The organism is Nocardioides sp. (genome assembly GCF_036374615.1).
GTDB lineage: Bacteria > Actinomycetota > Actinomycetes > Propionibacteriales > Nocardioidaceae > Nocardioides.
Map to the genome: position 1 here is coordinate 16,301 of NZ_DASUTK010000190.1, position 10,952 is coordinate 27,252.

The window sequence follows — 10,952 nt, forward strand, 5'->3', positions numbered from 1 at the left end:
GCCCGCTCGGGCGGTCCGTGACAATGGGGCCATGACCGACCTGCCCCGCAAGGCCGCCGCCCGCACGGCGCGGCTCGCCGCCCTGCCGTTGGGGTACGCCGGTCGGCAGGCGGTGGGGTTCGGCCGCCGGCTCGGCGGCGCCCCCGCCGACGCGGTCCTGATCGAGGTGCAGCAGCGGACCGCCGAGCAGCTCTTCCGCACCCTCGGCGAGCTCAAGGGTGGAGCCATGAAGTTCGGCCAGGCGCTCAGCGTGCTGGAGGCCGCGCTGCCCGACGAGCTCGTGGCGCCGTACCGCGACCACCTGACCGCGCTTCAGGACTCTGCCCCGCCGATGCCGACCCAGACCGTCCGGGAGCAGCTCGCGCGCTCGCTCGGTGACGACTGGCGAGAGCGGATCACCTGGCTCGACGGCGCGCCGTCCGCGGCCGCGAGCATCGGGCAGGTGCACCGCGCCCGGTGGTTCGACGGCCGGGACGTGGCGATCAAGGTGCAGTACCCCGGCGCCGGCGACGCGCTGATGTCCGACCTGCGCCAGATCGCGCGGGTGGCGCGGGGCCTGGCACCGGTGTTCCCCGGGATCGACATCAAGCCGCTGATCGAGGAGATCCAGGCGCGGGCGGCCGACGAGCTCGACTACCGGCTGGAGGCCGAGGCACAGTCGGCGTACGCCGAGGCGTTCGCCGGCGACCCCGACGTCGTCGTGCCCGGCGTGGTGACCGTCGGTGAGCAGGTGCTCGTGACCGAGTGGCTCGAGAGCCCCCACTCGTTCGCGCACCTGATCCGGCACGGCACCCAGGCCGAGCGCGATCACTACGGCCGGGTCTTCGTCACGTTCCTCTTCGACGGTCCGAACCGCACCGGGATGCTCCACGCCGATCCGCATCCGGGCAACTTCCGGGTGCTGCCCGGGGAGGGCGGCGCTCCGGGTCGCGTCGGGGTGCTCGACTTCGGTGCTGTGGCGCGACTGCCGGGGGGCGGTCTTCCGTCGGCCATGGGTCGGCTGATCCGGCTGGCGCTCGACAACGGCGCCGAGGAGCTCGCCGAGGGCTTGCGCGCCGAGGGGTTCATCAAGGAGCGGATCCGGATCGAGCCCGAGCAGGTGCTCGACTACCTCGCGCCGTTCCTGGAGCCGGCCCGGGACGAGACGTTCACGTTCACCCGCGAGTGGATGCGCGGTCAGTTCGAGCGGATCAACAACCCCCGAAGTCCGTCGTTCACGGTGGCGACCAAGCTCAACCTGCCGTCGTCGTACATGCTCATCCACCGCACCTGGCTGGGCGGGCTGGGCGTGCTGAGCCAGCTCGAGTGCGAGGCGCCGTTCCGCTCGATCATGGAGCAGCACCTGCCGGGGTTCGCCACCGGGTGAACCCGGTTTCACCCAGGAACAGTCGCCCGCCGCCGGGTCAGCGCTGTCACACGCCGTGCTGGGCCTGGACGTGGCCGGCGTCCACTGCGGCCGCGAGGGTCGCGTGGTCGTGCTCGTTCAGGTCGGCATAGGTCTCGGCGAAGTCGGCGACGGCGTGGTCGAACCTGGTGGACTTCCCCAGGTACGCCGCGATCGCGATCCGGTCCCCGGCTCGGGCGTGCGCGCGGGCCAGGGTCCAGCCGCACAGTCGGGCGTAGACCTCCATGCTGGACGGGGTCAACCGGTCGATGTCGGCCGAGACCTTCCAGTCCCGCAGCTGGCGCACGTAGTAATCCTTCGGGTCCGCATCGGTGGGTTGGGCACGCACCCAGCCGAGGAAGATGTCACTGGTGGCCTGCATGAGCCGCTGTCCCGTGACCACGCGCTCTCCCTCGTGCGCGACAGCCCCGAGGTCGAGGGCACGGCCGTCCGCAGCCGGGGCGTACCCAGCCAGGACGGAACGCTGGGCCTGCTTCGCCTGCAGCAGCAGTACCTCGTCGTCTGCTCCGCCCTCGAACAACAGCACCCAGGCGCGGGTGCCCACACTGCCAACCCCGACCACCTTGTGAGCAACGTCGGTCAGCTCGAAGTGGTCGAGCAGCCGCTGCCTGTCCGGGGCCAGGGTGTCCCGGTAGGCCGCGATCAGACCCGTGAGCCGGTCGAGCACGTCGTCGCCGTCCAGGCCGGTCATCTCGTCCAGGCGGGTGATCAACGGCGGATCGCTCACGAACCGGCGCCGGCCGTCCGCGACCGCGGTCAACTTCTCCAGGGCCTGCATGCTGTTCCTGGTGCGCGCCTTGCTGAGCGTCTTGTGGGCGCCCTTGATGCCCGCCTTGCGTCGTTCCCGATCCCGGTCCGACAGCTCCGCCACGTACCGGGCGATGGCGTCCTCGATGTCGAGGTGCGAGTACCAGACGGTCGTGATCGGTTGCGTCGCGAAGGTGCGGATGGTGGTGCGGTAGGTCTCGACAGCGGCTCGGGTGGCCCTGCGGCACTGCTTGGCGGTGAACCCGTTGTCGCGCCCGGCCACCACGAAGCTGGCCGCCAGTCTCTTGACGTCCCACTCGAAGGGGCCGGGGAACGTCTCGTCGAAGTCGTTGATGTCGAAGACGAGCCGTCGTTCCGGGGAGGCGTACCCGCCGAAGTTCGACAGGTGGGTGTCTCCGCAGAGCTGGGTGTCGAGCCCGGAACCGGGTAGCGCCGCGAGATCGGCGGCCATGACCAGGGCCGCACCGCGGTAGAACGTGAACGGGGAGACCAGCATCCGGCCGTGTCGGATCGGCACCAGCTCCGGTACGCGTGACTCGGCCTGCCCGAGGAGCAGCTGCACCGGGTCGACCTCGTCGGAGCGTCGGGCCGCCGCGTGCGCTTCCAGCGGGGTGGTCTCGCGCGCCGCCTTCCCGCGGGCCGCGCGAGCCTCGACCGCGAGGTTCTCGCGCAGCACTCCGGTCACGTCGGACGGGCCCTGCGATGCCGGGGACGGCATGCCCGGATCGTACGCCCGTCGCCCCGCGGGAGCGTCAACGCTCACGCGTGCAGGTCGAGGTACATCACGTGCAGCCCGACATGGCCGTGTGAGGCCGACTCGAACGCGCCGGGAACGGTGCCCACGATCCGGAAGCCCAAGGCCTGCCACAGCCTGACCGCGGCCGTGTTGGTCTCGACCACGGCGTTGAACTGGATCCCGCGGTAGCCCTGCTCACGGAGCCGGCCGACGACGTGCTCCGCCAGCGCTCGGCCGATGCCGCGACCCTGTGCGGTCGGCGACACCATGAACGAGGCGGTGCCGACGTGCGCACCCCGGCCGGGACGGTTCGGCCCGTACTTCGCGGTGCCGAGGACCTCACCGGCGTCCTCGAGGACCACGGTCTCGCCCGGAGGCCGCTCCATCCACAGCGCCGCGGCCTCCTCGGACGTGAGGTCCTCGGGGTAGGCGTAGGTCTCGCCGGCGGCGACGATGTCGCGGAAGATCGGCCAGATGCTCGGCCAGTCGGCCGCAGTGGCAGGGCGGATCCTCACGACCGCGGCTCCCGGTCGGTGATGCAGTACTCCGAGCCGTCCGGATCGGTCAGCACGGTCCAGGCGTCGTACGTCTGGACCAGGCGGGCACCGAGGGCGAGGTGGCGGTCAGTCTCGGCAGCCCGCTCGGAGCACCCGATGTCGAGATGACCGCGCACCTCCCCCGTGGGTTCGCCGAGGCGCTGGACCAGCAGCTCGAGGCCCTGGTCGGCGGGCCGGCGGAGACGGCCGAACTCGGGGCGGATCGAGTCGACCAGGTCACGGCCGGTGACCGCCAGCCAGAAGTCGACCTCGCGGTCGAAGCCGCTCGACGGAATGTCGAGGCACACCTGGTCGACGAGCGACCGGTGGCCCCCGGGCCAGGTCGAGGCCGGCGCGGGCTGCGGGGCCGGGTGGGCGACGAAGCAGAAGGTGAAGCCACCGGGCGACCGCATCACGACGTGACCGGGGTCGGCCACCTCTCGGGCGCCCAGAGCGACGGCGCGATCGGCGGCGGTCCGCGGGTCGTCGACGTGGAGGTCGAGATGGATGCGCGACGGGCCTGTCGTCAGCCGCTGCACCCGGAGGTGGTCGCCGGCCGCGAGCGGGAGCAGCGAGACGAACTCGAGGTCGTCGCCCCGGGCGGGCGACACCTCCCAGCCGGTGACGTCGCGCCAGAACGCGAGCCCGGCTACGTGTGCCTCGGGTGCGAGGTCGACGAAGGCCGTCACCCAGAACGGCGTCACAGGTCGACCGCCCCGTCGATCGACTCCCGGATCAGGTCGGCGTGCCCGCAGTGCCGGGCGTACTCCTCCACCAGGTGCACCAGGATCCAGCGCAGGCTGGGGCGCTCCCCGTGCCGCTCGCGGGCAGCGAGTGTGTCGAGACCGCCGTCGGCGATGGCCCGTCGATAGACGGCGTCGGCGGCGACGACCTCCGTGTCGAACAACCGTCGCAGCTCCTCCGGCGCGTCGTGCGCTGCCGTCGTGATCTCCCAGTCCGGATCGGCGTCCCAGTCCGCGGCGGCCCACGGCTCGCCCGGCTGCTCGCCGGCGAAGACCTCGGTGGCCCAGAAGCTCTCGACCAGGGCGAGGTGCTTGAGCAGTGCACCGAGCGTGAGGGTGCTCGGCTCGAGCCGGGTGTCGAGCTGCGCGGCGTCGAGGTCGTCGGTCTGCCGGCGCAGCGTGGCGCGGAAGTAGTCGAGGAAGGCCAGCAGCGTGGTCACTTCGTCCGCCGCGTACGGCGGTGAGGTGCGACCGGTCACGCGCGGATCACGCGACCGGCGCGCAGTCGTTGCCGCAGTCGCCCACGGACGTCGCTGCACCGTCCGCATGGGCTGCCGGCCGGTGCAGCACCGCCGACACCGGCGTGAACGCGATCCCGTCGTCGTCGGCCACGGCGGTGCCGTCGACCAGGAGCGTGTACCCGCGCTCCACCCGCGGCGGGAAGAGCAGCGTTGCGGCCGGGTTCGCAGCGAGGTTGCCGGCCGAGCCGCGGCTGGCCGGGCACCGAAGGGCGCCGTCGAGCAGCGTCGGCTCGACCGTGACCGCCTTCACGCGACCCTCGGGGGACGTGGTCAGCAGGTACCCCGTGCCGTGCTCGGCCAGCACCTCGCCGAGTCGCTCGACCTCCACCGGGATGCTCATGGTCCCGAGTCTAGGCCGCGCCGATTGCAACCCACCTCCGGCATTTCGCGTCTTGGTGGCGATGGAATGGAGGTGCACGGATGCACGCACTCGCACCGACGGGGGTGACGATGAGCCGCTCGGAGGCTCGGGACGAGGACTTCGCCTCGTACATGCACGCCCGTCAGCCGAGCCTGCTGCGCACCGCCTACCTCCTCACCGGCGACCGGCACACCGCCGAGGACCTCGTGCAGACCGCGTTCGCCAAGCTGTACCTGTCATGGGACAAGGTCAAGGACCAGGGCTCGATCGACGGGTACGTCCGGCGGATCCTCGTCAACGAGAACAACTCGCTCTGGCGCCGCGCCTGGAAGCGACGCGAGTCCAGCACAGCCGAGCTCCCTGACCGCCCCCACCACGACGAGTACGACGGCGGCACCGGCGCCGAGCTCTGGGACCTGGTCCAGACGCTGCCCAAGAAGGCGCGCGCCGTGGTCGTGCTCCGCTACTACGAAGAGCTGTCCGAGGCCGAGACGGCTGAGGCGCTCGGCATCTCGGTCGGAACCGTGAAGTCCCAGGCCAGCCGCGCGCTGGCCACCCTGCGCGACCGCGCACCCCAGACCTTGAACCCCCGGGAGGAGGACCGATGAACGACACCCCCCAGGGCCTGCCCCGCGAGCTGAGCCGCCAGCTCCACGCCCAGGTCGACGCCACGTTCGATCATGGGGACGGCGCGCCGCTGACCCTCGATGACGTCAAGGGCAAGGCCCGCTCGATCCGCCGTCGGCGTACAGCGCTGGCCGCCGGTGTCGGCGCCGCCGCGATGCTGGCCGTCATCCTGCCCGCCGGTCTGGCGCTCGACGACCCCGGCAACAACCGACCCTCCCCCGCGGCGCCGTCGCCCAGCGAGGCGGTCGAGCCGACGCCGAACCCCGACGGCACCTTCCCGCTGACGCTCGACGTGCCCGAGGGCGAGGTTCCCCGGACCGGGTACATCGCCGGCGACGCCCGGCAGCTCGTGACGCCCGACGCCACGTTCGACCTGCCCGGCGACTTCCTGCAGATCGCCCCGTACGACGACGGCTGGGTCGGCATCCGTGGCGGCGGCTACCGTCCCCTCGGCTATCAGGTCGTGGTGCTCGACTCCGACCTGCAGGAGCTCTCGGCCGTCAGCTCCAACGCCAGTCTGGCGATCAGTGCTGACGGGAGCCGCGTCGCCTGGGTCGAGGCCCGCGGCAACGGCGGCGACTGGACGGTCGTCAACGCCCCGGTCGACGGCGGCGAGCCGATGCGCACCCCCACCTCGGCCAATGCGCAGGTGGAGGGCTTCATCGCTCCCGACACGGTGGCGGTCTCGCACTTCGACGAGGCCACGGGCGACACGTCCTACGGCCAGGCGGGGCCGGACGGCGAGTTCGACGCCATCCCGTTCGAGGGGTTCCAGCGGGTGGGTGGCGTCACCGAGGTGACCGGACTGGTCGCGGGCCAGACCGAGTTCCGCGGCGACAGCACCTGCTCGGAGGTCCGCAACACCGACACCGCGCAGCCGCGGCTGGTCCTCGAGACGTGCGACCACCAGCTGGGCGCGTTCAGCCCCGACGGTCGCTGGCTGATCGGCTACGCGACGTACTTCGACCTCGGCTCGCCGACGGTGGCGATCCTGGACGCGGCCACCGGGGACCCCGTGGTCGAGTACGCGAGCAGCCGGAAGCCGGCCGAGTCAGCAGTGGTGATGGCGGCTGCCTGGGAGGACGACGACACCGTGGTGGCCGTGGTGGAGCAGGGTGGTGAGCAGGCCGTCCTCCGGCTGGAGGCCGACGGCACCGCGACTCGCGTGTCCGACGTGCGGGACGCGGAGATGTCGATCGAGTTCTTCCTCCCCCAGCACCTGTTCGCGCAGTAGGCCCCGCGATGGAGGGGAACGGTCGGTGAACGACCTGCCCGACCTGTCGCGCGAGCTGTCCCGTCAGCTGCGCGCCCAGGTCGATCACTGGGAGAGCGCGCCCCTGACGATGGGGGACGTCCGGCTCCGGGCGCGTGCCCTCCGTCGCCGCCGTACCGCCGTGGCCGGCGGAGTCGCCGCCACCGGCGTCCTGGCCGCGGCCATCCCTGCCGGGCTGGCCGGCGACCGACCCCCGCGGCCCGTCGCGACGGAGCTGCCTGCCTACGACGGCCCGGTGCTCGGCGTCCCGTACGTCGGCGGACCACGCGTGGTACTTCCCGACGGTTCGGTGCGTGACGTCGCCCGCGACTACGACGGAGGAGCCGTCCTGGGTGACACCCTGCTGGGGCTGCGCAACGACGACGCCGGGTTCCTGGTCCTCGACGAGCTCGACGCCGCGGGCCAGGTCGTGAACACGGTCGTCACCGAGTCCGGCATCACCTCCAACGCCGACGGCTCGGCCATCGCGTACGTGACCGACGGCGAGCTGATCGTGCGGTGGGAGGACGGTGCGACCGACCTCGCCGACGTCGAGGGAGCGGTGCCGGTGCGGCTGGTCGGTGGCCCGGACTGCACCGCGGGCGGCGCCGCCCCGTGCGCGGTCTATGTCAACGACGAGCTCGGCGGTGCGCGGATCATCACCGGCACCAGCGCGGACGTGGCGGTCGCCGGTGATCCCCTCAGCGTGACCGACGTGGCCCGGGACGGGCGGATATCGATGGTCACCAGCCACACGGAGCTTCCTGAGCCCGGCTCGTGCAGCAGTGTCGTGGTGCCCGACGACCGCGCCGAGCTCCACGGCTCGTGCGACTACACGTACGGCCGGTTCTCCCCTGACGGGGCGCTGCTCTCGGCGAGCCACCCCTACCTCGACGGCTTCGGGATGGGCTGGCTGGCGATCCTCGACGCCGTGACCGGTGCCGAGCTGGCGCGTCACGAGCCAGGCAGCGGCGGCATCACCGGCTCGGTGTGGGAGGACGCCAGCCACCTGCTGATCACGTCCTTCGAGAACGAGCAGTGGCGGGTCACCAGGCTCGGAGTGGACGGCTCGACCGAGATCGTGCTCGGGCCGACGCCGGGGAGCGACGTCGACGCACCGTTCGCCGTGCTCGGCCAGGGTTTCTGAGCGCCCGACTCAGACCAGCACCTCGGTGACCGGCAGCGAGGAGTCGGCCGGCAGGTCCAGCGCCGAGGGCGGACGGTTGCGCGCCACCATCTCCGCGCCGAGCGCGGCGACCATCGCACCGTTGTCGGTGCACAACCCGGGTCGGGGCACGCGGAGGCGGATGCCACGGGCGGCGGCACGCTCCTCGGCCATGACCCGTAGCCGCGAGTTGGCGGCGACCCCGCCACCGATCAGCAGGTCCTCGATGCCCTCGCTCGCGGCGGCGTCGACCGCCTTGCGGGTGAGGACGTCGCACACCGCCTCCTGGAAGGAGGCCGCCACGTCGGCCACGGGTACCGGCTCCCCGGACCGCTCGCGCGCCTCGACCCAGCGCGCGACCGCGGTCTTGAGACCCGAGAACGAGAAGTCGAACCGGTGCCGCTCCAAGTCTCGGCGGGAGGTGAGTCCGCGGGGGAAGTCGATCGCGACGTGGTCGCCCTCGCGCGCGGCCCGGTCGATGTGAGGACCGCCGGGGAACGGCAGCCCGAGCAGCCGAGCCACCTTGTCGAAGGCCTCCCCCGCCGCATCGTCGATGGTGGCGCCGAGCGGCGCGACGTCGCTCGTCACGTCTCCCACGCGAAGCAGGCTGGAGTGGCCGCCGGACACCAGCAGCGCCAGGCACGGATCGGGAAGCGACCCGTGCTCGAGCTGGTCGACCGCCACGTGCGCCGCCAGGTGGTTGACCCCGTAGAGCGGCTTGCCGAGACCGATCGCGAGCGCCTTCGCGGCGGCGACCCCCACCAGCAGGGCTCCGGCGAGGCCGGGACCGCTGGTGACCGCGATCGCGTCCACGTCGTACAGCTCCACGCCGGCGGTCTCGCACGCCCGCTCGATCGTCGGCACCATCGCCTCGAGATGGGCTCGACTCGCGACCTCGGGCACGACGCCGCCGAAGCGGGAGTGCTCGTCGACGCTGCTCGCGACCGCGTCGGCGAGCAGCGTGTGGCCGCGGACGAGCCCGACGCCCGTCTCGTCGCACGACGTCTCGATGCCGAGGACGAGCGGGGCGTCGGTCATGGGCGTCATTGTGCCGGGGAGAATGGCTCCATGCGTCTCGTGGGGGTGTCCGAGCTCGGTGACCTGCCGTTCGTGCGTCACCAGCTCGATCCCGCTCTCGTGCTCGGCGCCTGGCGGCTCGACGAGGCGGTCGCGGTGGTGTCGCGACGGCCGATCGCCCGGGAGGAGCTTGTCGTCCTCACGGGCTTCGGCCCGGCTGACGACCAAGCGCGACTGCTCGCGTCTCTGGCCGAGGAGATCGAGCCACCGGACCGGCTGACGCTCACCGCGGCGACCGACGTGGTACCCGTCGCGTGGTCACTCGCGGAGGTGCGCCGCTGGAACTGGATGCTCACCAGCACCCGGCCCCCGGACCCCGTGCCGGACGAGGTGGTGGTGGTCGACGACCCGCAGGAGATCGACGACCTCATCGACACCGCCGCGCCGGACTCGCACGCACGCCCCGGGACGCCCGGCATCGAGGCGTGGCTGGGGTGGCGCGCGGGTGCCGACCTGCTCGCGGTCGGCGCCGTCGTCAGGAATCCGGACGGGTCCGGCCACCTGCGTGCCGTGAGCGTCGCCCCGCACGCCCGCGGCCGCGGCATCGGCAGGTCGCTCAGCGTCGCACTGACGATCCGAGCACTGAGCGGGCGTGGCATCGCCAGCCTCGGCGTCTACGCGGACAACGAGCCTGCCCTGCGGATCTACCGTGGGCTCGACTACGAGGTCGTCCACACCTTCACGTCAGGGCGGGTCAGCGACAGCTCCATCACGACCGCCGTGGCGCCGTCGCGGTAGTACCGCGGTCTGCGGGCGATCTCGACGAAGCCTGTCGCGGCGTAGAAGCCCAGCGCGCCATCGTTGTCGTCGCGGACCTCCAGCAGCACGCGATCCGCCTCCTCCTCGCTGGCCAGGGCGACGACGGCGGCGAGCAGCGCGGTCGCGACGCCACCTCGGCGACGCGCCGGCTCGACGCCGATCCGTTGCAGCTCGACGACGTCGCCGGCGACGCTGACCACGGCGTAGCCCACGACCTGCTCCTCGCGCGCCACCAGATGACGCACCGTGGGCACCGTCCCGGTCACTCCCTGGCGGACCAGGGCCTCCGACCAGGCGTCATCGCCTTGGCAGACAGCCTCGAGCCCGGCGACAGCGGGGACATCCTCGAGGGTCGCAGGCTCGATCACGACGTGGAGGCGGGCTTGCGCGGGCCGGGCACGGCGGCGTCCGGTCGGCGGAGGTAGAGCGGCTCGGGGTCGGCCAGCTCGGCCCGCTCGCCTGCCACGGTGCGCGCCAGCCAGCCCGCGCTCGGGCGGCGCGGCCCCACGGCCGTCGGGAAGTGCTCCGGGTAGAGGTGGGCCGCCTCGCCGACGACCTGACCCTCGTCCGCGAGGGCGGCCGGCCTGTCCACGACCGGCCCGGTGAGCCGGTCCCCTTCCTCGTCGTACGTCGCGAGGTAGACCTCCTTGCGGCGCGCGTCGGTGGCGACGGAGAAACCGCCGATCACGGCACCGGTGTCCACCGCCTCGACCGCCAGCACGTCGAGGCTGCACACGCCGTACACGGGCAGGTCGAGCACGAAGGCCAGCGTGCGCGCGGTGACCAGGCCGACCCGCAGTCCGGTGAACGGCCCGGGTCCGATGCCGACCGCGATCGCCGTGAGGTCCTGCCGCACGAGGCCGCAGCTCCTGAGCGCCCGGTCGATGAGCGGCGCCAGCTGCTCACCGTGACGCATCGTCTCCTCGCTGGCCAGCTCGGCGACCACGTCCGTGCCGTCGTGCAGCGCGACGGTGACGGTCGGTGTGGCGGTGTCGAAGGCGA

Annotated in this window: 13 protein-coding genes; 5 read left to right on the forward strand and 8 right to left on the reverse strand. The window is 72.5% G+C overall.

Going from position 1 to position 10,952, the window contains the following annotated elements:
• Window positions 1-31: 31 nt before the first annotated feature.
• Window positions 32-1,366, forward strand: coding sequence for an AarF/ABC1/UbiB kinase family protein (locus VFZ39_RS14860; protein WP_330866554.1), 1,335 nt, complete (start codon window positions 32-34; stop codon window positions 1,364-1,366).
• 46 nt (window positions 1,367-1,412) lie between these two features.
• Here the strand turns inward: VFZ39_RS14860 and VFZ39_RS14865 are convergent, their stop codons facing one another.
• The 5 genes from VFZ39_RS14865 to VFZ39_RS14885 are packed head-to-tail and all read right to left on the reverse strand — an operon-like array spanning window position 1,413 to window position 5,049.
• Entirely contained in the window at window positions 1,413-2,891 is a 1,479-nt protein-coding gene (locus VFZ39_RS14865) for a DUF2252 domain-containing protein (RefSeq protein ID WP_330866555.1), read from the reverse strand.
• Window positions 2,892-2,932: 41 nt separating this feature from the next.
• Window positions 2,933-3,424, reverse strand: a complete 492-nt coding sequence (locus VFZ39_RS14870) for a GNAT family N-acetyltransferase (protein ID WP_330866556.1) — start codon at window positions 3,422-3,424, stop codon at window positions 2,933-2,935.
• On the reverse strand, window positions 3,421-4,149 hold the full coding sequence (locus tag VFZ39_RS14875; RefSeq protein ID WP_330866557.1) for a VOC family protein: 729 nt from the start codon (window positions 4,147-4,149) through the stop codon (window positions 3,421-3,423). The genes VFZ39_RS14870 and VFZ39_RS14875 overlap by 4 nt, the downstream gene beginning before the upstream one ends.
• On the reverse strand, window positions 4,146-4,667 hold the full coding sequence (locus VFZ39_RS14880; protein WP_330866558.1) for a DinB family protein: 522 nt from the start codon (window positions 4,665-4,667) through the stop codon (window positions 4,146-4,148). Before VFZ39_RS14880 ends, VFZ39_RS14875 begins: the two co-directional genes overlap by 4 nt.
• A 7-nt stretch (window positions 4,668-4,674) precedes the next feature.
• Window positions 4,675-5,049: a pyridoxamine 5'-phosphate oxidase family protein gene (locus VFZ39_RS14885; RefSeq protein WP_330866559.1), complete on the reverse strand. Its 375-nt coding sequence runs from the start codon at window positions 5,047-5,049 to the stop codon at window positions 4,675-4,677.
• Between the two features lie 110 nt (window positions 5,050-5,159).
• Here VFZ39_RS14885 and VFZ39_RS14890 point away from each other — a divergent pair, with 110 nt between their 5' ends.
• From VFZ39_RS14890 to VFZ39_RS14900, 3 genes are read left to right on the forward strand one after another with little or no spacing between them, the layout of a single operon-like run.
• Window positions 5,160-5,678 (forward strand): SigE family RNA polymerase sigma factor, encoded by a 519-nt coding sequence (locus tag VFZ39_RS14890; RefSeq protein WP_330866560.1) that lies wholly within the window; start codon window positions 5,160-5,162, stop codon window positions 5,676-5,678.
• Complete coding sequence (locus VFZ39_RS14895) at window positions 5,675-6,931, forward strand: hypothetical protein (RefSeq protein WP_330866561.1); 1,257 nt, start codon at window positions 5,675-5,677, stop codon at window positions 6,929-6,931. The genes VFZ39_RS14890 and VFZ39_RS14895 overlap by 4 nt, the downstream gene beginning before the upstream one ends.
• A 25-nt stretch (window positions 6,932-6,956) precedes the next feature.
• Window positions 6,957-8,096 (forward strand): hypothetical protein, encoded by a 1,140-nt coding sequence (locus VFZ39_RS14900; RefSeq protein ID WP_330866562.1) that lies wholly within the window; start codon window positions 6,957-6,959, stop codon window positions 8,094-8,096.
• Between the two features lie 9 nt (window positions 8,097-8,105).
• On the opposite strand, the gene tsaD is transcribed toward VFZ39_RS14900, so the two are convergent.
• A complete protein-coding gene (gene tsaD, locus VFZ39_RS14905; RefSeq protein WP_330866563.1) occupies window positions 8,106-9,152 on the reverse strand; it encodes a tRNA (adenosine(37)-N6)-threonylcarbamoyltransferase complex transferase subunit TsaD in 1,047 nt (348 codons plus the stop codon).
• 30 nt (window positions 9,153-9,182) lie between these two features.
• Here tsaD and VFZ39_RS14910 point away from each other — a divergent pair, with 30 nt between their 5' ends.
• On the forward strand, window positions 9,183-9,929 hold the full coding sequence (locus tag VFZ39_RS14910; protein ID WP_330866564.1) for a GNAT family N-acetyltransferase: 747 nt from the start codon (window positions 9,183-9,185) through the stop codon (window positions 9,927-9,929).
• Here the strand turns inward: VFZ39_RS14910 and VFZ39_RS14915 are convergent.
• Together VFZ39_RS14915 and tsaB are read right to left on the reverse strand one after the other, a co-directional pair.
• Complete coding sequence (locus VFZ39_RS14915) at window positions 9,851-10,318, reverse strand: GNAT family N-acetyltransferase (protein ID WP_330866565.1); 468 nt, start codon at window positions 10,316-10,318, stop codon at window positions 9,851-9,853. The two genes, VFZ39_RS14910 and VFZ39_RS14915, sit on opposite strands and share 79 nt — an antisense overlap.
• On the reverse strand, window positions 10,315-10,952 hold a 638-nt coding region (tsaB, locus tag VFZ39_RS14920), incomplete at its 5' end, for a tRNA (adenosine(37)-N6)-threonylcarbamoyltransferase complex dimerization subunit type 1 TsaB (protein WP_330866566.1). The genes tsaB and VFZ39_RS14915, both read right to left, overlap by 4 nt.

Bases quoted from the DNA above. Each gene is read 5' to 3' on its own strand.
- VFZ39_RS14860 (WP_330866554.1), top strand. From the start codon at position 32: ATGACCGACCTGCCCCGCAAGGCCGCCGCCCGCACGGCGCGGCTCGCC.
- VFZ39_RS14865 (WP_330866555.1), bottom strand. From the start codon at position 2,891: ATGCCGTCCCCGGCATCGCAGGGCCCGTCCGACGTGACCGGAGTGCTG.
- VFZ39_RS14885 (WP_330866559.1), bottom strand. From the start codon at position 5,049: ATGAGCATCCCGGTGGAGGTCGAGCGACTCGGCGAGGTGCTGGCCGAG.
- VFZ39_RS14890 (WP_330866560.1), top strand. From the start codon at position 5,160: ATGAGCCGCTCGGAGGCTCGGGACGAGGACTTCGCCTCGTACATGCAC.
- VFZ39_RS14895 (WP_330866561.1), top strand. From the start codon at position 5,675: ATGAACGACACCCCCCAGGGCCTGCCCCGCGAGCTGAGCCGCCAGCTC.
- tsaD (WP_330866563.1), bottom strand. From the start codon at position 9,152: ATGACCGACGCCCCGCTCGTCCTCGGCATCGAGACGTCGTGCGACGAG.
- VFZ39_RS14910 (WP_330866564.1), top strand. From the start codon at position 9,183: ATGCGTCTCGTGGGGGTGTCCGAGCTCGGTGACCTGCCGTTCGTGCGT.